The 20,164-nt window shown below is 61.5% G+C and carries 18 protein-coding genes; 5 read left to right on the forward strand and 13 right to left on the reverse strand.

The window, feature by feature from the left end; all coding sequences use genetic code 11:
• Positions 1-7 precede the first annotated feature (7 nt).
• From topA to OF385_RS11845, 3 genes are all read right to left on the reverse strand, one after another.
• Complete coding sequence (gene topA, locus OF385_RS11835) at positions 8-2,767, reverse strand: type I DNA topoisomerase (protein WP_264275536.1); 2,760 nt, start codon at positions 2,765-2,767, stop codon at positions 8-10.
• A gap of 148 nt (positions 2,768-2,915) precedes the next feature.
• Complete coding sequence (locus OF385_RS11840; RefSeq protein WP_264275537.1) at positions 2,916-3,566, reverse strand: ArsR/SmtB family transcription factor; 651 nt, start codon at positions 3,564-3,566, stop codon at positions 2,916-2,918.
• A 23-nt stretch (positions 3,567-3,589) separates the two neighbouring features.
• Complete coding sequence (locus OF385_RS11845; RefSeq protein WP_264275538.1) at positions 3,590-5,179, reverse strand: methyltransferase; 1,590 nt, start codon at positions 5,177-5,179, stop codon at positions 3,590-3,592.
• A 73-nt stretch (positions 5,180-5,252) separates the two neighbouring features.
• Here OF385_RS11845 and OF385_RS11850 point away from each other — a divergent pair, with 73 nt between their 5' ends.
• Positions 5,253-5,831 carry a GNAT family N-acetyltransferase gene (locus OF385_RS11850; protein WP_264275539.1) on the forward strand — a complete coding sequence of 193 codons (579 nt, stop codon included), beginning with the start codon at positions 5,253-5,255 and terminating at the stop codon, positions 5,829-5,831.
• Between the two features lie 70 nt (positions 5,832-5,901).
• Here the strand turns inward: OF385_RS11850 and OF385_RS11855 are convergent, their stop codons facing one another.
• Positions 5,902-6,801, reverse strand: a complete 900-nt coding sequence (locus OF385_RS11855; RefSeq protein ID WP_028268361.1) for a rhodanese-related sulfurtransferase — start codon at positions 6,799-6,801, stop codon at positions 5,902-5,904.
• A 163-nt stretch (positions 6,802-6,964) separates the two neighbouring features.
• On the opposite strand from OF385_RS11855, the gene OF385_RS11860 reads away from it, so the two are divergent.
• Both OF385_RS11860 and OF385_RS11865 read left to right on the forward strand, forming a co-directional pair.
• Positions 6,965-7,621, forward strand: a complete 657-nt coding sequence (locus tag OF385_RS11860; RefSeq protein WP_264275540.1) for a GNAT family N-acetyltransferase — start codon at positions 6,965-6,967, stop codon at positions 7,619-7,621.
• 101 nt (positions 7,622-7,722) lie between these two features.
• A complete protein-coding gene (locus OF385_RS11865; RefSeq protein WP_264275541.1) occupies positions 7,723-10,053 on the forward strand; it encodes a DEAD/DEAH box helicase in 2,331 nt (776 codons plus the stop codon).
• On the opposite strand, the gene OF385_RS11870 is transcribed toward OF385_RS11865, so the two are convergent.
• From OF385_RS11870 to OF385_RS11900, 7 genes are all read right to left on the reverse strand, one after another.
• Positions 10,054-10,467, reverse strand: coding sequence for an Rv3654c family TadE-like protein (locus OF385_RS11870; RefSeq protein WP_264275542.1), 414 nt, complete (start codon positions 10,465-10,467; stop codon positions 10,054-10,056). It abuts the gene before it with no gap.
• A complete protein-coding gene (locus tag OF385_RS11875) occupies positions 10,464-10,799 on the reverse strand; it encodes a TadE family type IV pilus minor pilin (RefSeq protein ID WP_264275543.1) in 336 nt (111 codons plus the stop codon). The genes OF385_RS11870 and OF385_RS11875 overlap by 4 nt, the downstream gene beginning before the upstream one ends.
• Before the next feature lie 3 nt (positions 10,800-10,802).
• Complete coding sequence (locus OF385_RS11880) at positions 10,803-10,985, reverse strand: DUF4244 domain-containing protein (RefSeq protein ID WP_022874271.1); 183 nt, start codon at positions 10,983-10,985, stop codon at positions 10,803-10,805.
• Positions 10,986-11,126: 141 nt separating this feature from the next.
• Positions 11,127-11,663, reverse strand: a complete 537-nt coding sequence (locus OF385_RS11885) for a type II secretion system F family protein (protein ID WP_264275544.1) — start codon at positions 11,661-11,663, stop codon at positions 11,127-11,129.
• Positions 11,660-12,328 carry a type II secretion system F family protein gene (locus OF385_RS11890; protein WP_264275545.1) on the reverse strand — a complete coding sequence of 223 codons (669 nt, stop codon included), beginning with the start codon at positions 12,326-12,328 and terminating at the stop codon, positions 11,660-11,662. The genes OF385_RS11885 and OF385_RS11890 overlap by 4 nt, the downstream gene beginning before the upstream one ends.
• Positions 12,322-13,572, reverse strand: coding sequence for a TadA family conjugal transfer-associated ATPase (locus OF385_RS11895; RefSeq protein WP_264275546.1), 1,251 nt, complete (start codon positions 13,570-13,572; stop codon positions 12,322-12,324). Before OF385_RS11895 ends, OF385_RS11890 begins: the two co-directional genes overlap by 7 nt.
• Entirely contained in the window at positions 13,569-14,690 is a 1,122-nt protein-coding gene (locus OF385_RS11900; RefSeq protein ID WP_264275547.1) for a hypothetical protein, read from the reverse strand. The genes OF385_RS11895 and OF385_RS11900 overlap by 4 nt, the downstream gene beginning before the upstream one ends.
• 87 nt (positions 14,691-14,777) lie before the next feature.
• On the opposite strand from OF385_RS11900, the gene OF385_RS11905 reads away from it, so the two are divergent.
• Positions 14,778-16,427, forward strand: coding sequence for a bifunctional 3'-5' exonuclease/DNA polymerase (locus OF385_RS11905; RefSeq protein WP_264275548.1), 1,650 nt, complete (start codon positions 14,778-14,780; stop codon positions 16,425-16,427).
• Between the two features lie 11 nt (positions 16,428-16,438).
• Here OF385_RS11905 and OF385_RS11910 read toward each other — a convergent pair whose 3' ends face one another.
• Both OF385_RS11910 and nth read right to left on the reverse strand, forming a co-directional pair.
• Positions 16,439-17,116 (reverse strand): NUDIX hydrolase, encoded by a 678-nt coding sequence (locus OF385_RS11910; RefSeq protein WP_264275549.1) that lies wholly within the window; start codon positions 17,114-17,116, stop codon positions 16,439-16,441.
• Positions 17,113-17,889 carry an endonuclease III gene (nth, locus tag OF385_RS11915; protein WP_264275550.1) on the reverse strand — a complete coding sequence of 259 codons (777 nt, stop codon included), beginning with the start codon at positions 17,887-17,889 and terminating at the stop codon, positions 17,113-17,115. Before nth ends, OF385_RS11910 begins: the two co-directional genes overlap by 4 nt.
• 199 nt (positions 17,890-18,088) lie before the next feature.
• On the opposite strand from nth, the gene acs reads away from it, so the two are divergent.
• The gene (acs, locus tag OF385_RS11920; protein ID WP_264275551.1) at positions 18,089-20,086 is read left to right on the forward strand and encodes an acetate--CoA ligase; all 1,998 of its coding nucleotides are present in this window, start codon (positions 18,089-18,091) and stop codon (positions 20,084-20,086) included.
• Positions 20,087-20,164 lie beyond the last annotated feature (78 nt).

The following is a 20,164-nucleotide window of genomic DNA, read 5'->3' on the forward strand; positions in this document are numbered from 1 at the left end:
AGAACTGTTAGTCAGTCTTTTTTGCGGTGGTCTTCTTGGTCGTGGACTTCTTAGCCGGGGCCTTCTTGGCAGTGCGCTTGACCGGACCACGGGCTCGCTTATCGGCCAACAGCTCGATGGCCTTTTCACGAGTCAACTCCTCCAGCGAGGTTCCGCGGGGAACGGTGATATTCGTGATGCCGTCGGTGATGTACGGACCGAAACGGCCATCTTTGACCACGATGTTCTTCTCGCTGGTAGGATCCACGCCGAACTCTGCCAGCGGCGGCACCGCGGCTCGACGGCCACGCTGCTTTGGCTGCGAGTAGATCTCCAAGGCTTCGTCCAAGGTGATCGTGAAGATCTGGTCTTCGCTTTCGATGGAGCGCGAGTCGCTGCCTTTCTTCAGGTACGGACCGAAACGACCATTTTGCACGGTGATCTCTTCGCCCTCGGCGTCAGCGCCCAGCACGCGAGGCAAGCTCATCAGCTTCAACGCATCATCCAGGGTCACGGTTTCCACGGTCATCGACTTGAACAGCGATGCGGTGCGAGGCTTGACCTTCACAGGCTTCTTTGGCGGCTTCGGCTTGCCGTTCTTGTAGTACTCCACAGGCTGGGCGGCCAGTTCCTCGGCCGTTGGCTCCGGAATTATTTCAGTGACATAGGCGCCATAGCGACCATCCTTCGCCACGATCTTCCGACCGGTCTCCGGATCGTTGCCCAGCTCCTTCTCGGCCACCTGCGAAGTGGCGAAAAGCTCCTCGGCCTTGGCCGCGGTCAGCTCATCCGGGGCAAGGTCCTCCGGCACGTTGGCGCGCTGCGGCTCAGTGCCTTCCTCGGCGCCCTCCGGGATGGCGCGTTCCAGATATGGCCCGAACTTGCCCACGCGCAACGTGATGTCATCGGTGACGCGAATCGAGTTGATGGCGCGCGCATCGATGTCGCCGAGATTGTCGACCACGTGCTTCAGGCCCTCGGCCGCGGTTTCCGCGCCCTTGCCGAAGTAGAACAGATTCAGCCAGTCGGTGCGTGCACGGTGGCCCTTGGCGATTTCATCCAGGTCGTCTTCCAACCGGGCGGTGAAGTCGTAGTCCACGTACTTGGCGAAATGCTCTTCGAGCAGGCGGATCACCGAGAAGGCGATCCAGCTTGGCACGAGGGCTCCGCCGCGCTTGGTCACGTAGCCGCGATCCATGATGGTGGAGATGGTCGGGGCGTAGGTCGATGGACGGCCGATTTCGCGCTTTTCCAGCTCGGCGACGATCGACGCTTCGGTGTAGCGCGCCGGAGGGGTGGTCTCATGTCCCAAGGCCAGCAGCTCGTCGCCAGCCAGGTGCTGGCCGACGGTGAGCTGGGGCAGTCGGGCTTCGGCATCCTGGGCGCCTGCTTCCAGCGCCTGCTCGTCCTTGCCTTCTTCATAGGCGGCAAGGAATCCGCGGAAGGTGATCACGGTTCCCGAAGCCGAGAACTCGGCGACACGGCGATCGCTGGCGGTGCCCTGCAATTTGATGGTTGCGGTGAATCCCTTGGCGTCGGCCATCTGGGAGGCGACGGTGCGCTTCCAGATCAGCTCGTAGAGCGCGTACTCGTCCTTGGACAGCGACGGGCGCACGTCCTTCGGGCGGCGGAACATATCGCCGGCGGGACGAATGGCCTCGTGGGCTTCCTGCGCCGCGTCGGACTTCGCCTTGTAGACCCGTGGCTTGGCCGGTACGGAGTCGGCACCGTACAGCTCGGTGGCCTGCTTGCGCGCCGCGGTGGTGGCTTCCTGCGAGAGGAAGACCGAGTCGGTACGCATATAGGTGATGTAGCCGTTTTCATACAGTCGCTGAGCGATCTGCATGGTGATCTTGGAGCTCCAGCGCAGCTTGCGGGAAGCTTCCTGCTGCAGCGTCGAGGTGGTGAATGGCGCTGCCGGGCGGCGGGTGTACGGCTTGTCCTCCACCGAGGTGACGGCGAAGTCGGTGTCCGAAAGGTTTGTCACCAGCGACTGGGCGGATTCCTGGTCCAGGTGTGCCAGCTTATTGCGCGAGGACTTGAGCTGTCCTCGGTCATCGAAGTCGCGGCCGGAAGCTACACGGGCACCGTCAACGGCGGCAAGTTTGGCTTCGAAGGCTTCGCCATTGCTCGTAGCAAAGTTTCCCTTGACATCCCAGTATCCTGCCGGGATGAAGGCCATGCGTTCGCGTTCACGCTCGACCACCAGACGGGTGGCCACCGATTGCACGCGGCCGGCAGACAGGCCGCGAGCCACCTTGCGCCAGAGCACTGGAGAGATTTCATAGCCGTAGAGGCGGTCCAGGACACGGCGGGTTTCCTGGGCGTCAACGAGGTCGGTATCCAGTTCGCGCATGTTCTCCAGTGCGCGGGCGATGCCTTCCTTGGTGATTTCGGTGAAGGCCAGGCGGCGTACCGGAACCTTGGGCTTGAGCACCTGCAGCAGGTGCCACGCGATGGCTTCGCCTTCGCGGTCCGCATCGGTTGCGAGGTAGAGTTCGTCGGCCTCTTTTAGCTTGGCCTTCAGCTCGGAGACTCGCTTCTTCTTGTCCGGATAGACCATGTAGTACGGCTCGAAGTCGTTATCCAGATCAACCGCGAACTTGCCCACCGAGGTCTTCTTGAGCTCGGTGGGAAGTTCGGATGGCTGTGGAAGATCGCGGATGTGCCCCACCGAAGCATCAACGTCGAAGCCCTCGCCCAAATACTTGGCGATTGACTTCACCTTGGCAGGAGACTCTACGATTACGAGTTTCTTACCAGTCTTTTCCTTGGCCTTCGGGGGCACAGCACTCCTTTATACAGTACGGATTCTCAGGACCTTCGCCAGGCCCATATCCAATCCGACATCACAGCTTCGTTCTTTGTGCCTACTCTATAGCCACATTTCCCGATGATCTTACACCGAAGAATTGCTGTGCTTTGAGCCAGGCATCTTACGCTGTTGCCTCCCCGGACGTCTGATATTCGGGAAGCAACGAGATTAAGTAGAACATACGACGCGAGTCAATACTGCGTTCCTCGGCAGTAGCCTTCGCCTCGTACTCGTAGACAAGGTCCAACATCCTGCGGTTGAACTCACGCTGCTTTTCCTCGGAAAGGAAGACCAGGCCGCTGGTGAGCATGGGAGGGCGATCCGGATCCGGGGTGATCCCGGCCTTCGCCTCAGTCTCGCGTCGCTGCACCTCAGCGTTCAGTCGTGTCCTGAATGCGTTTAATTGCACGTTGAGGTACGCGGTCTTTGCATTGGTCGAGTCGATCTGCGTGTTCAGCTCCAACCGCTCGCCGGCGGCGCGCCAGCGGCGTTCGCGAGCGTCCCCTTCGCTGGCGGCGCGAATCACATAGCCGTACTTCTCCAGAGCTCGCAGGTGGTAACTCATGGCGCTGGGTGTGAGCGCGCACAACGAAGCGAGTTCGGTTGCGGTACGCGTCGTCTGGGAAGCGAAGAGCTCATCCAGGACGATTAGTCGAGCGTCATGGGCCAACGCTCGAATGGCTTGCGGGTCGGTGATGGAAACTAGATGCGGAATTCCGCTCTCCACCGTCGAGGCAACCTCAGCCTGTTCCTCAATTGTGTTGCGTGTCATAGGCAAAAACTTTAGCGCTTGTTTCACATTTTACGAAGCATGCCGTGTAGCAAGAGGCGCTTCACTGCTTCATAAAGCAGCTCGGCAAAATCCTCCTGCTCCTCTCCGATCAACGATTCTAGCGCGTTGACTAGCTGAAATACCGATAAGTCGCCGTCGCACGCCGAAACAAATCCTGCCTGCGCAGTATCAAGTAATTCAGTCCTGCGCAGCCCCGCTCCCTGGCGCAGCAGAATCACTCCAGGATGCTCCGCGCCAGGACGCTGATGGCGTTCTTCGGTGACGTCATCAGCCACCAGCAAATGCCACTGCTTGAAGTCTTCCCCGGCCTCGGCCAGCGCATCAGCCATCGAAATGTCGCGCTGCAAGGTAGGAGCTAAAGGCTGCTCGACCGGATGCGTTATCTGCTCATAGCTTTGGAGGACCGGGCGCTGGCCTGCAGGACGTCGGAAGTACACCAGACCGAAGCCGATGGCAGCGACATTCCTAGACTCAAAATCGTCGAGGTAGGCGTTGTACGCGGCGATGTACGAGTTCTGGTCTTCGGTCTGCGAGGAGTCGCGCAGCCAGGTTTCGGCATAGCCGCTGGGCGTGGTCTGCTCGCGTTCGATCACCCAGACATCCAGCCTGTCGCCGAACCACTGGCGCACCCGTGCATCCCATGCGGCGTTCGAATCATCTTCTAGGCGAGGAATCTCCCAGTTGGAGAGCATCTGCATCGAGCCACCGGGGTTCAGGAATTCAGGAGCCTGCTCGATCAGGGTGCTTACCAGCCGGTCCCCCGCCATGCCGCCATCGCGGTAGGTGAACCGGTCTTTGGCTCGCTCGGTGGATCTGCGCGGAGTGATCACGAACGGCGGGTTGCTGGCGATCAGGTCGAATCGCTGGCCAGCTACCGGCTCGAACAAGCTGCCCTGAAGCAGCGTGACCCGTGATTCCAGGTCTTGCGGATCGAGCTTGAGCGCGCGGTGGTTGAGCAGCAGGTTGAAGCGGGCGAATCCCAGCGCGCGCTTGGACAGGTCGGTGGCCGTGACGTGCCGGGTGTGCGAGAGCAAGTGGAAGAGCTGGATGCCGCAGCCGGTTCCGAGATCAAGGGCGCGTTCGACATCGGCGCGAATGGTCAGCTGGGCCAGCGTCAGTGAAGCCTGCCCGATTCCCAGAACGTGATCGGTGCGAAGGACCCCTGGGCGCTGGTGCGCGCCGAGATCATGGGCCACCCACAGTTCGCCATCGGCATCGGAGGAATGCAGCGCCAACGCGACGGTGGCACGAAATCCATTGGCCCAAGACTCGATGAGTCCCAGCTTGAGCAGGCCCTCGGTTTTCAGTTCGCTGAAGGCGGTGTTGATGGCGGATTCATCTGCGGTCTGCCCCAACTGGAAGAGCCGCACCACGGTCACCAAGTCGGTATCCGGCTTCTGCCGGTCCAGGATCCGCAACGCAGGATGAATCTGATCTCGCGCGAAAGCCGCCGCCGCTTCCTCGCCGAGCAATTCGGCAACCGGCTCGTAGCGGTAGTCCACGTTGCCCAAATCCGTTGCAAGCAAGTCGAGCAGGGCTTGGTCGGCGCTCTGAGGGGTATCGTCTAGGGCAGAAAATTCAGCGGCATTCACACCTTCCAGTCTACCTAGTCACGCAACCGCCGGAAGATAGGCGATCGCGCCACGGCGACACTAGGATATGGACATGACGCAAGTGACAGTCACCTTTCTCCAGCAGCTGAGCCCCAGCGAAGTCATCCCCTCCTCCCGGTCCCTGCCGGGCACTGCCCGCATCGAATTGGCGGCCGGGATCACCCCGGAGTACTCGCGGTTCCTCTACCAATGCGTAGGCAGCGAATTGAATTGGGCCGACAGGCTGGATTCAACACGCGAGCAATGGAATGAAGTCTTGCAACGCCCAGGTTCCGAAACCTGGGTCCTTTATCTCGATGGCTCACCCAAGGGATATTTTGAGCTCGTCACCGCTAGCGGGGCCACAGGCAGCGAGGTCGAGATCTTCTACTTCGGTCTTTTCCCGGAAGCCACCGGCCAGGGGCTCGGAGGCGTACTGCTCACCGAAGCGCTGGACCGCGCTTGGAGCCTTGCAACGCGCTGGCCCGGGCTTCCCGGCATCACCCGCGTGTGGCTTCATACCTGTTCCCTCGATGGGCCCGCGGCCCTGCCGAACTATCAGGCCCGGGGGCTGAAGATCTATCGCACCGAAGCCGAGGATTCGCAGGTGCGCGACGCTTCGATGGGTCTGTGGCCTGAACCAGCCGCATAATCAGCAAAAAGAAATCGGCACCAGCGATCATGAATGAAAGCTGGTGCCGATGCACATTTAGTGGCGCTTTCTAGGCGTCGACGCTGCTGCAATCCGGGCAGCGGCGAAGGTTTTCGTCCTTCGCGCAGTCTTCGCAGAACAAGCGCAAATTGCGGCAGGTTGGGTTCGAGCAATTCTCGAACTTGTTTGTTGGGCCCTCGCAGCCCACGCATTTGCCGATGGTTGCCGCGTTCTCGGAGAACTCGGTGTGCATGCGCTTGTCGAAGACGTAGAGCGAGCCTTCCCACAGGCCTTCGTCACCGTACTTCTCGCCATAGCGCACGATGCCGCCCTGCATCTGGTAGACCTCTTGGAAGCCGCGCTTGACCATGAGGGCCGACAAGACTTCGCAGCGGATTCCGCCGGTGCAATAGGTGACCACAGGCTGATCCTTCAGGTGGTCGTACTTGCCGGAGTCCAGCTCGGCCACGAAGTCGCGCGTGGTGTCCACCTCGGGAACGATAGCGTCCTTGAACTTGCCGATCTGCGCCTCGAAAGCGTTGCGCCCATCGAAGAAATGGACCTTTTCACCGGACTTCTTCTTGGTGTCCACCAGCTCGTGCAGTTCTTCGGGGCGCAGATGCGTGCCGCCGCCGACAACACCGTTCTCATCGACTTCGAGCTCTCCTGGCGCGCCGAAGGTGACGATCTCGTCGCGGACCTTTACCGAGATGCGGGGGAAGTCTTCGGCGGAGCCTTCGGACCACTTGATATCCATCTTCTTGAAGGCAGGAAGCTCGCGAGTAGCTTTCACATAAGCCTTGACGGCAGAGATCTCACCACCGACGGTGCCGTTGATGCCGTCTTTGGAGATGATGATTCGTCCGCGCAGTCCCCAGCGCTCCAGTAATGAACGCTGCCACAGGCGAATAGCTTCTGGGTCAGGGAGCGGAGTAAATGCGTAATACAGAACAATGCGATGAATGGCCACCATACAATATTAGTAGCTTCTGGTCGCGAAACGCCGAGTAAAAGAGCAACGTCACACTGATTTGTCCCGTTTTTCCGGCACTCCGGTAGTCCAATAGTTTCAAGTAGGCAACGATTGGTTCAATGTCAGCAAATTCCTAGGAAAGACAAGGTAGGGTCAAATTATGGCATCAAACGCAAGCGATGAACTGATCGGCACCTGGGTAACCGGCTGGGCAGGAGCCCGTGGCTATGAAACTCGCAATGAGGGACGCGTCCACGCTGCTCTGCGCCACGACACTACTGAGGACTGGGAATACGTAATCTACGGCCCCTCCAAAGAAGAACTAGCCGCGGTCGCCGAAACCTTGAAGAAGCACCCTAATCGTCGACTGACCGCCTTCGACGCTTCTGCTGAGAACCTGGTCGCAATCGCCAATGAAGTTGGCTTGCAGGTCACCTCCGATGACGAAGCACTGATGGTCACCGAGCTGGCTGTGCATGACGTCGAGGTTCCACTGCCTGCTGACGGTTTCGTCTTCCAGATTGAACGCGACGGCACCCACGCATACGTTTCACTGCACCCCGAGGACAACCAAGAACTTGTTGCCGCTTCGGGTCATGTGTCTGCAGTCAGTGGCTTCGCCATCTTCGACCGCATCATCACCGGCGCCGACTTCCGCCGCCAGGGCCTTGGCACCTTGATCATGCGCGCCTTGGCTTCCTTGGCCCAGGAACACGACGTTGATGAAGGACTGCTAATCGCTTCGGTCGATGGACAGCAGCTCTATGCTTCCTTGGGATGGACCTCCCTGGGCAAAGTCGTGATGTTCAAGGGCTAAGCCTTCCAGTATTTTTCCTCTCGCCGTATCCAGCGCATCAAACCGCTGGGTACGGCGATAGTCTTTAACTTCAGCGATTTTTGGTTCCGAAAGGCGTCCACGTGAAGTCAGTGCGTTCTCTATTGGATCCGTATGACCGGAGCAATGATCCCGAGGCCGTGCTGCATCGCCGTTCCCGGGCCGCCAAGGATGAAATCACCAGCGACTGGCCCCAATGGTTGAGCACAGAACTGGTTGAGACTTTCCAGGGCTTGGGAATCCAGCGCCCTTGGCTGCACCAGGCCCAAGCCGCCAACCTGATCCACGAGGGCCAGCACACCATCGTTTCCACCGGCACAGCCTCCGGAAAATCGATGGCCTATCTGATGCCAAGCCTGGATGTCCTGTTCAAAACCCGGGACAGCGGATTCAATGACGCGGACTCCGCGGCATCAATCCTCTACATCTGCCCGACCAAGGCCCTGGCGGCGGACCAGCTTTCGGCGGTGCAGGCCCTCGATATCGCCGGCGTGCGCGCCTCCGCCTACGATGGCGACACCGACCAGGCGACAAGGACCTGGGTCCGCCAGCACGCGAACTTCGTATTCACCAATCCCGATATGCTGCACCGAGGGATCATGCCGAATCATCCGGCCTGGTCTAGGTTCTTCAAGCGGTTGCGGTACATCATCATCGACGAGGCCCATTCCTACCGCGGGGTTTTCGGGGCGCACGTGGCGAACCTCATGCGCCGACTGCGCCGGATCTGCGCGCACTACGGCAACTCCCCTGTTTTTATTGGAGCCTCCGCCACAAGCGCCGATCCGGAAGAATCATTCGGCCGGCTTATCGGTGCTCCAGCCCAGGCAGTTACCCATGATTTCTCGGCCAGCGGGGAACTTGTCATCGGTTTGTGGGAACCTCCGCTGACGGAACACCGCGGCGAAAACGGGGCTCCAGTGCGCCGCACGGCGATTGCCGAAAGCGCCTCCATTCTCACCGACCTCATGGCAGACCACGTCCGGACCATCGTCTTCATCAAGTCGCGTCGGGGCGCCGAAACCATCGCCACGCTCACGCGCAAGCATCTTGAACGCTTCGCGCCCGAGCTCTCGGTTCGCCTAGCGGCCTATCGTTCCGGCTACCTTCCTACTGAACGCCGTGAAGTCGAAAGGCAGCTTCGCAGCGGGGAGCTTCTTGGCGTTACCTCTACCTCGGCCCTGGAATTGGGCATTGATATCGCCGGGCTCGATGCAGTGGTTGTTGCAGGATGGCCAGGCACACGTGCCTCGTTCTTCCAGCAAATCGGTCGCGCAGGCCGTTCGGGGCAGGATGCCTTGGCCATCTTCGTTGCCGGGGAAGATCCACTGGATACATACCTTGCCCACCATCCCGAGGCCATTTTCGATTTGGGCGTCGAGGCGACAGTTTTTGATCCTCACAATAAATACGTGCTCAGTGGTCACCTGTGCGCGGCAGCCCAAGAATCCCCGTTGCGTCCGGAGGAGCTCGAGCTTTTCGGACCTCACACCGAAGAGCTTTTGGAATCACTGGTCCAACGCGGCTACCTCAGGCGCCGCCCGGCCGGCTGGTTCTGGACCCACCCCCAGCATGCGGCTGCGATGTTCTCCATCCGTGCAGACGGCGGAGGCCCAGTGGACATCATTGATGCGGATACCGGCGCATTGCTGGGAACCATGGATTCGCCGCAAACTCATTACCAAGCGCACCCCGGGGCCATCTACGTCCATCAAGGCGCCAGCTACCACGTCGAGGAATTGGACGAGCAAAACCATGTAGTGGTGGTGGCCCGAGTGAACCCTGACTACTACACCACAGCACGGGACCTGACTACCGTCGCCGTGGAAGCCGAGGAGCGCAAGAGCTGCCACCGTGATCTGAATATCCATTTCGGTGAAGTCACTGTCACCACCCAGGTTGTCTCGTTCCAGCGGAAGTCCGTCGCCTCCAATGAGGTGCTCTCTGAGGAGCCCTTGGAACTGGAGGCCCGCGACCTGAACACCAAATCCGTGTGGTTCACGATGACCGAGCAGCGACTGTTGCGCGCCGGGCTCACCGTCGACCAGTTCCCCGGTGCGTTGCATGCTGCCGAGCACGCGATGATTGGCTTATTGCCGCTGGTTGCGACCAGCGACCGTTGGGATATCGGTGGCGTTTCCACAGCGCTGCATATGGATACTGGGCACCCGACCATCTTCGTCTATGATGCCCAGCCCGGTGGAGCGGGTTTTGCCGAGCGCGGCTTCGAACGATTTACCGACTGGGTCAGGGCAACACGGGACGCCATCGAATCATGTGAGTGCCAGCATGGTTGCCCTAGCTGCGTGCAATCACCCAAATGCGGCAATCGAAATAACCCGCTGGATAAAGCCGGGGCCATCACGCTCCTGAGCGCCGTCTTGGATGATGTGGAACCACGTCACCACCGCTAGTCATCTGGCTTGTCCATCTCGCTCAGCCTGATCCAGCGGCGGTGCTCCTGCCCGGGCTTTGGCCGTCGCGGAATAAAGCTCGAGACCCAAGGCCTGGAATGACACCGGGACCTTGGCAGAAACCGTGACCGTTTGCCCGTCGGGTTCAACAATGCAGGTTTCAAGGGACGCTTGATTCGCCTGGGCCAAAGAACTGGCGACCTCGCAGGGATTCCCCGGACGCAATCCCCGCGCGGTGTCTGCCCCGGCCAAGGCAGCCAAGTCGGCGGCGGCTGCCGCATTCATCGCCGCTTGTACCGCGGCCACCCACGCGAGAATTGCCCCGGCCAAAAGCAGAGCAACGATCACCAAGGCGGCAGTGACAACAGTGCCGCTGCCCCTCGGAGATTTCAGAAGCGAAAAATACTGGTTCATTCGACTGCCACACTCGCCTCGCCACGAATTTGGATTCCTCCCACGATGGGAATCCGCACCGTTTTTCGAACAGTGGCCTTGGCGAACCCTCCACCCTGGGAAATAGCGAAACTGGCTTTATTCCCGGCCAGTCGAACACCGCTGGAGCGCGCTGTCGCCTGGTCTTCGCCGCGGGCCAGTTCCCTGGCCATGGCGCCCGCGGCCTGTTGGACCTGGATTTGTTGTATTCCCAACGTCCCCAAACACAACAGCAGTGAAAGCATCAACGCGACCGCGGGGAGCAGCACCGCGAACTCCGCGGTGCTGCTCCCCTTGTCGTCACTGAACTTCATGGCCTACAGCGACAAGGCTTTGGTGATCAGGCCCATCAGCATTCCACGTACATCACCGCTGGAAAGGATGCTGATCAGCAGCCCGGCGAAAGCCACGGCTGCCAGGGTGACCATAGCGAATTCGGCGGTGGTGGAGCCTTGCTCGTCCTCCAGCTGATCCATGATCTCGCGGAATTGTCGGTTCATTGTTTTGACCTTTCTTGGTTTTCTTGTCGACGGCCTGGATGCCGTTGACGACGTAATCCCACTGTCAGCCAGCTGCGGGATATCGCTCTGCGCTTCGCAGCGATTTGGGTATAACTTCTTCGAGCAGCCATGGGCTGGGCACTACATGCTGGGGAACAACGCGATGATCAGCGGCACTACACCTAAGGCGATGAACGCTGGCAAAGCGCAGGCGCCCAGCGGCAGCACAAGCCGTGTACCGAACTGCGCACCGAGCCGAGCCACCTTTTGGGTGTGTTCCCTGCGCTGCAGGGCTGCGGTATTGCGCAGTAATGTCGCGGCCGGCGCTCCAGTGCTATGGGCGAAGTGCAACGCCTTTTGCAAGGGCGATAACCACCCAGGGGCGGCTTCCCAGGCTTTGTCCCAGGACAGATTCATTTCCAGGCATCTAGCTACGCTGCGAAGGGTCCGGCACTGCTCGATGCTGCTGCCAAGCAGGTCGAGGATGTCGGTGATGGGCATTCCAGAATCCAAAAGGCTGGCACTCAAGTCCAGCACCAATTCGATGGGCTGCGCCTCGGCCTTATGCTTGCGCATCGGCATTATCGGGCTCCCCGGCTTCGCCGTTCGCCCTGAAAAGCCCACGCCGAAGCCCAGGACACCGGCGAGCGCAATGCAAAGGATAATCAGCAGGTTCATGACAACGCCTGCGCCGTTGTTGTCCGCATCAGGCGCTGGCACCACACTCTGTTCGCTGCCCAGAGTCCTGCTCCAACAGCGACGCTCAATTGCGCAGCCCATGAAGAAGCCAGGGTCCCCAGGACATCGATGCCAACGAGCAGGCCGAAGCCGAACCCCACCAGCGGCAGCCAGGTCAGCAGTTTCGTCGTGGCCTTGGGCCCGGCCATCGCCGCGTCGAATGATTGCTGGGCCACCAGAGCAGACTCAAGATCTTCGGCCAGTCGTTCAAGCACATCCGCCAGGCTCGCGCCACTGCGCTGTGAGATCTGCAGGCACCAATGAAGACGCTGCACTGAAGAGTGCTCTGTTGATGTGTGAAGACTTTGCTGATTATTCAAGCGATGGGTTGCCTGCAGGTCCTTGAGAGCCTGCGCAATAGGTCCCGGCTCATTTTCGACTTCCAGGAGCGCGTCCACAGCGGGATGAAAACCCAGGCCGCTGCGCAGTAATGCTGAAAGCTCGCGAATGACGCGCGCGTCGTCATCCAGGGAATGATGAGTCTGCTGTGTTCGCCGGTCGGAGTCTTTCCAGATCCTCCAATTTTTCACGAAGAGGATTCCCTGTTCCTTGCTGGCCGGAAGCCAAAGCCACAGGGCCATGGCGCTCAAGATCAGGATCAACATGGGATCTCCCCCGCGCCGTTCAACTCTTCCAACTGCTCTGAAAGTGCAGAGGTGAGCGTGGACCCGAATTTTTGCTTCAGCATCTGATGCGCGCCTGCAGATAGCGGATGCTCGCTGTGCAAGTCGATCAGCGTGCGCACGCGCATGCGCCCTGAGTCGTCGGTTTCCAGAGCGCCCAAGGACATCGGCCCACGCCGTCCCCGCTCGCCGCGGCTCATGTGGATCACCAGGTCCAACGCGCTGGAAGCCTGCAACGACGTGGCCTGGACACTCCAGCCCGCCAAGGCACCAAGCGCTGCGAGTCGCGCCGGGACAGAGGCCGCGCTATTGGCATGCAATGTTCCAGCTGCCCCTTGATGCCCCGTATTCATTGCGGCCAAGAAGTCCCTGATTTCTTCTCCGCGGCATTCCCCGACAATCAGCCGGTCTGGACGCATGCGCAAAGCTTGAACAACAAGGTCCTTGAGCTGTACAAGACCAGCTGCTTCCACATTCGCCGAGCGGGTCTGCAAGGAGACCGCGTGCGGGTGGTTGATTTGCAGTTCCTGGGAATCTTCAACCACCACCAGCCGCTGTTGCCCATCGGCTTCGGCGAGCATGGCTTGGAGCAAGGTCGTCTTGCCACTGCCGGTGCCTCCAGTCACCAGGAAGTTCATCTGCCTTTGGACGACGCTGCGCAGTAACGGGGTCCAAAATGGCGGCGAATATTGCAGGACTTCCTCGAGTCCCAGTCGGCCCGCATGCTTGACGCGTATCGAAATCAGCGGGCCTTGGGTGGCAATGGGCGGAAGCACTGCGTGGACTCGATAGTTTTTCAAGCTCATATCCATGAACGGGCTAGCGGCATCCAGCCGCCTTCCGGCCAGCGTGGCCAGATGCACTGCCAATTCCCGAACTCGTTCGGCGGAAGGAAACCTGAATTCCATGAGCTCCAAACCACGCGGCGAGTCCGTCCAGACCTGGCCTTGCCCGTCAACGAGAACATCGGTCACGTCAGGGATCCTGGCGAAGGGTTCCAGGACTGACAAGCCGGCGACCTCGTGCTGCAGGGACTCCAGCGATTGTGCTGCGCCCTGTGCACCCAGCGCGGCTCCGGAATCATGGACGGCGCCAGCCAACGCGATGGCATCGAGTTGTCCGCCGGAGGCCAGCGCCCGTTCCCGGACAGATTCCAGGATCTTGGCGTTCAGGACATCAGCCATGAACCCGCCCTCTTTGTCTTTGCTGTGCCTTCCTGTGTTCATGAGCTCTGGCCTTGAACCTGCGGAATCAGGCAGAGGTCGGCCAGCGACTGCCGCACACGGCGTGACTTGAAGCTGTCGAGCAATTCACCTCGTTGATCCGCCTTGAGGATGCGCGATGAGATGGGAAAGGAACCCAGTATTTCCGAACTGATCGCTGGTTCACAACGCGCGCGTTGTTCCCCGCAGAGCACTACCTCGCCATGCGGCGGAAGGTTGGAGGCCTGCGCGGTGAAGACCTGCCGGTCAATGAATTGATTGATCACCGGTTGCAAGGGGTGCGGGTAGCGACCGGTATCCAAGACCACCAGATCAAAACCCTGGCGTGCGGCAGCGAGCAGCCGGATGATCAGCTGTTCCTCGACCGCCTCGTGCTCGCTGCTCCCTGACCAGGTCAGCACCGAGGTGCTCCGAAGTTGCGGCAGGGTTTCGGCAAGCTGATGCGCTGCAAGCCGGCCGCCGGAGTGCTGCAGCTCTTCCCAGCCGATACCTGTGGGCGGCCTCGTGCTGGCCCGTGGCCACAGGCTTTGGGAATGCCGATCCATATCAATGACCACGCTGCGCAAGCCAGTGAGCGTTCCTGCATGGGCAACGAGCAGGGCAAGGGTGCTGGTTCCCAGCCCACCGGCGGTAGCAGTGAATGCCAGGGTATGGCCATGGCCTGCACGCATGGCCCACAACCCCAGGTATTCCCCGAGCCACTGACCTGCAGAAGGCAAAAGGGCTACCCGGGCTTTGGGGAATCTGCTGGCCTGCGACCATAAGTGGCTGGCTTCTGTTTCGGGTCCCACCAGCACATCCACTCGATGCCCGTCGTTGTCCGCCAGCCTAGCCAGGTCGCTGCCCCAGAGCACTGGGCCTCCAGCGGTGAGCCGAAGCGTTTCAGGGTCGGTGCACTGGATGATGCGCACCGCGGCACCCACCGCAATGGCGGCACAGGACTCTACGATCCGCGGATCCGCGCTGACGATGGTGCATACCGGTTCCTGGGTGGTTGCTTGCCCGGCTGCAGGCGACTGTGTTGTTGGCATGACGGAGGCGAGGTCATCAAGGTTCGTCATCACGAAGCGATTGTTCTTCTGCGGCTCAACAGCCGTTGGAGTGTCGGTTAGCCATTTCATTTCTTGAGCGTGGCATCGGCGCGCTGGCTCCGGTGCAGGCTTCGGCCCGAATGGGGATATCTGCCCTGGGCACGGCACAATGTAGTTATGAGTGCCCTTGCCTTCCTTGCATCCGATCCCGATGGCTACGCTCTCATAGATCTGCGGGACAGCGATTCGGGGCAGCCGCTGCGTGAAGTCCTGTCGGTATCCCGCGAAGACTTCGCGCGAGTCGTGACGCGGATCGAGACCGAATTCGAGCCTCGCTGGGCCATGCTTCGGACCGCCCCGTGGATGCAGCCGCTGATTTCCGCCGGCGTTTTCCTCGCCAAGGCCTATGTGCTCTCGTTGGCCCAGCGCATCATGCACCGCACTCCGCTCGCCGCGGAACAGGTCGAGGATTTCGACCTTGAGCACCCGGCGCCAGCCACCGACCGCTTCAATCAGGATGCGTTGTTTGATGCGCCGGCCTTTGGCGATTCCCTGGAAGATGTCATCACCCTGTACACCCGACAGCGCCGGGCGCTGCCCCAGGATCCGGCAGCCCGCAAGCGCCTGGAATTGCTGATCCATGCCGAATCCGTGGGGGCACTGATCGCCTGCGAAATGGAGCACGCGGGACTGTCATGGGATGAAGCCGGGCACCGGGCCCTTTTGCGAGAGCAGCTCGGTGAGCGGGTTTCGGAGTACGCCCGCCCGCCGAAGCTGGCGGCCAAAGCCCAGGAATTGGCGGCCGCGCTGAAGACCCCCGGGCTGAATCCCGACTCGCCCCAAGAACTGCTCAAGGCCCTGCACAAGGCGGGGTTCGCGGTGCGTTCGGTGCGTGCCTGGGAGCTGGAGCAGATCAGCCACCCGGTCATCCAGCAAGTCATGGAGTACAAGAAGCTCTCGCGACTGGCCAGCGCCCACGGAGACATGTGGCTGGACCAGTGGGTGAAAAACGGCCGCTTCCACCCGCATTACGTCCTGGGCACCGTGGTCTCCGGGAGGTGGGCTGCCTCCGGAGGCGGCGCCTTGCAGCTGCCCCATGCTATCCGCCAGGTCGTGCGCACCAATCCGGGACGCACCTTTGTTGTCGCCGATGGCCGGCAGCTGGAACCGCGCATCCTGGCAGCGATCTCCCATGACCAGCAATTGCAGCAGGCCGGCCAGCAGGATGACCTGTATCAGTGGCTCTTGGATGCGAAGCTGGTTTCGACCCGCCAAGACGCCAAGCTGGGAATGCTCTCGGTGATCTATGGCGGTGGCGGCGGAGCCAGCGGCACGGTCGGCGCCGCGCTGACCAAGAGCTTCCCCACGGCAATGCGCTTCGTGGAGCAAGCGGCGCTGGCCGGGCAGCAGGGCGACGGCGTTCGCAGCTTCCTGGGCCGCGGCTGCCCGCCGGCAGATGAGCAGTGGTTGCGGGCCCAGCGCGAGACCGCCGATGAGGCCTCCCAGCGCTCTGCCGACGCCGCGGCCCGGGCGCGTGGGCGATTCACCCGGAATTTCGTGGTCCAGGCGACCGCGGCCGAATGGGCCCTGGTGTGGATGGGCCATGCCCGCCACCTGATCCATCAGGCGGGGTGGGGCCGGGATTGCCAGCAGGTCTTCTTCGTGCACGACGAGATCGTCTTCGAATGCCCCGAGGAGCTGGCCGAGCAGCTGCAGCGGCTGATCCAGCATGCCGCCTTGCTGGCCGGCCGCACGCTCTTTGGTGCCGCGTCCCCGCACTTCCCGGTCAGCGTCGCGGTTTCCCCCAACTACGGGGACGCCAAGTAGCGCACCTGGTTTCAGGCCATGCGCAGTTCGCGTTGCGGGTTCCATTCGCGGGTCCAGCCCAGGTCGGTGAACAGCCGGTCCAGCACGATCGCGGTGAATCCCCAGATGATGCGTTCGCCGAATTGGAAGGCGGGCGAGGTGAACTTCTGCCCGTTGCGCTGCACCACCCCGGTCAAGCGGTTCTTCGGATCCAGCAGCTGGGACACCGGGGCGCGGAAGACGCCGGCGCTTTCCGCAGGGTCAACGGCGTGGACTGTGGATTCGGTATGCCACCAGCCCAGCACCGGGGTGACCAGGAAGTTGGAGACCGGCAGCTCGGTTTCGCTCAGATGGCCCAGCACCTCGATGCCGCTGGTGTCCACGCCGGTTTCCTCCCAGGCTTCGCGCAGCGCGGCATCGGCGACGCTGGAATCCTCCTGGTCGATGCCGCCTCCGGGGAAGGCGATCTGTCCGGCATGCTTGCGCAGGGTGGTGGCGCGTTCCACGAAGAGCAGGTCCAGGTCCTGGGCGCCGGCTTGTTCGGCGAGCGGGGTGTTGCCGGCCGCGCCAAAGAGGATCAGCACCGCGGCCTTGCGCGCCGGGTTGCCCTCAAGATCCATGTCGATCCACTCATTGGGCAGTTTCCGGGTGGCCCCGGCGGTCACCGAATGCCTGGCGATAACCTGTTTCAACTCGCTGCGTGCGCTCATGCGTCTAGTCCATATCCTTCGGCTCTCAGCTGCCTCCGGGTCGCGCCTGCCTGCATTTTTGCCAGCAGATCCTCCCGCCCGGGAGCAAGCTCATACTTAAGCAACTGTTTTGCCTTGGCTGGTATTTCCTCGCCGATCCCGTTTGAGGGGCACAGCTTGGCGATCGGGCAGACGCCGCAGGCCGGTTTGCGCGCATGGCAGATCCTGCGGCCGTGGAAGACCACGCGGTGGCTGAGCATGGTCCAATCGCGTTTCTCGAACAGCTCCCCTACCGCATGCTCGACCTTCACCGGGTCGGTTTCATCGGTCCAGCCCAAGCGGTTGGCCAGGCGCCCGAAGTGGGTATCCACGGTGATCCCCGGGACACCGAAGGCATTGCCCAGCACCACATTGGCAGTTTTGCGCCCCACCCCGGGAAGCTTGACCAGTTCCCCGATCTTCGGGGGCACCCGCCCGTCGTGACGTTGCACCAAGGCAGCGGACAGCCCCAGCAGCGAGTCGGTTTTGGCCCGGAAGAACCCGGTGGGGCGGATCAGGTCCTCAAGCTCGGAACGATCGGCTTGGCTCATCGCCAGCGCGTCAGGGAACCGGGTGAAGAGCGCCGGGGTGATCGCGTTGACCCTCACGTCGGTGGTCTGGGCCGAGAGCACCGTGGCGACCAGCAGTTCGAAGGGGTTCTCGAAATCCAGTTCGGGGACGGCATAGGGGTAGGTGTCTGCCAGTACCCGATTGATCTTGCGCGCCCGTCGCTTGAGCCCCAATTCGGTTTCCATTTTCGCTTTATTCGCCACGCATAGATCGTGTCATGTGTTCGGGCACTTTTCACCCTCGGACGTCGTGAGGCGATGCTGTTCGTCGCAGTGCTGTGACCGTTGGGCGCAGAAATTACCCTGATTCCCGGTCGCTGGTGACACAAACCACAATCAGCAGTCCCAAAGCATGTAACTTTGATCACAGAGAATATTTCTGACTATGCGGAAGGATGCGAAGCCCGTGAGCGATTCGAAGACCTTGGATAACCTGTCGAATGAAACCCGTGCCTTTGCCCCCAGCAAGGAGTTCAGTGACCAGGCGGTCGCCAGCTCGGCCAGCTATGAGGCAGCCCAGGCTGATCGCCTGGGGTATTGGGCTGATCAGGCCCGCACGGTGCTTTCCTGGGATACCGATTTCACGCAAACCCTGGACTGGTCGCAGGCACCGGTTTCTCGCTGGTTTGTCGGTGGCAAGCTCAACGCCGCCTACAACGCGCTGGATCGCCACGTGGAAAACGGCCTGGGCGATCGGGTGGCGATCTACTTCGAGGGCGAACCCGGCGATACCCGCAGCTACACCTATGCCCAGCTGACCGAAGAGGTCAAGAAGGCAGCCAACGCCTTCGAGTCCCTGGGCGTGGCCAAGGGCGATCGCGTGGCCGTGTACCTGCCGATGATTCCCGAAGCGGTTATCACCATGCTGGCCTGCGCCCGCATTGGCGCCATCCATTCGGTGGTCTTTGGAGGCTTCTCCGCTGACGCGCTGCGCAGCCGCATCGATGATGCCGATGCCAAGCTCGTGGTCACCGCAGACGGCACCTGGCGCCGCGGCAAGCCATCGGCGCTGAAGGCCGCCGTGGACGGCGCGCTGGCCGAGCCGGGGCACACCGTGGAAAACGTCCTGGTGGTCAAGCGCAATGCCGAGCCAGTGGAATTCGGTCCGCTGGACAAGTGGTGGCACGACGTGTTGGATGCGGCCTCGACCGAGCACACCGCCGTGGCCCATGATTCCGAGCACCCGTTGTTCGTGCTCTACACCTCGGGCACCACCGGCAAGCCCAAGGGCATCGTGCACACCACCGGCGGTTTCCTCACCCAGGGCGCCGTCACCCACCGCGATACTTTCGATCTGCACCCGGAAACCGATGTGTACTGGTGCACCGCCGATATCGGCTGGATCACCGGACACTCCTACGTCACGTACGCGCCGCTGATCAACGGCGCCACCCAGCTGATGTACGAAGGCACCCCGGATACCCCGCATCAGGGCCGCTGGTGGGAGCTGGTGGAGAAGTACGGCGTTTCGATCCTGTACACCGCGCCAACCGCCATCCGAACCTTCATGAAGTGGGGCCGCGAGATCCCCGATGGCTACGACCTGTCTTCCCTGCGGGTGCTGGGTTCCGTCGGCGAGCCGATCAACCCCGAAGCCTGGATGTGGTACCGCGATGTCATCGGCACCAACAACGGCAAAAACGGCGAGAAGAAGGAACACCCCACCCCGATCGTGGACACCTGGTGGCAGACCGAAACCGGTGCGCATATGATCGCTCCGCTGCCCGGTGTCACGCACACCAAGCCGGGCTCGGCGCAGGTTGCTGTCCCGGGAATCAGCATCGACGTGGTGGATGAGGCCGGCGAGCCGGTGGGCAATGGAGAGGGCGGATTCCTGGTCATCCGCGAGCCATGGCCATCGATGCTGCGCGGCATCTGGGGCGACATGGAACGGTACAAGGAAACCTACTGGTCCCGCTTCGAGAACACGTACTTCGCCGGCGACGGCGCCAAGAAGGACGACGACGGAGATCTGTGGCTGCTGGGCCGCGTGGATGACGTGATGAACGTGTCCGGCCACCGCCTGTCCACGACCGAAATCGAGTCCTCTCTCGTGGCCCACCCATATGTGGCTGAAGCCGCGGTGGTTGGCGCCAAGGATGAGACCACCGGCGAGGCCGTGGTCGCGTTCGTCATCTTGCAGACCGAACCGGCCGAGGGCGAGGATGTCGTGGCCACGCTGCGCAACCATGTTGGCAAGGACATCGGCCCGATCGCCAAGCCCAAGCATGTGCTGGTGGTACCCGAACTGCCCAAGACCCGCTCGGGCAAAATCATGCGCCGCCTGCTCAAGGACGTGGCCGAGGGCCGCGAGGTCGGCGACGCGACGACGCTCTCGGATTCGACCGTGATGAGCCAGATCGCTCAATCCATGGGCAAATAGCCAACACTCGGGTATTGGCACTGCCGCCGTGCGGAACGTGGTTGACGTTCTGCACGGCGGCAGTGTTTTTCTCGTTCA

It is taken from the genome of Glutamicibacter sp. JL.03c, assembly GCF_025854375.1.
Lineage (GTDB): Bacteria > Actinomycetota > Actinomycetes > Actinomycetales > Micrococcaceae > Glutamicibacter.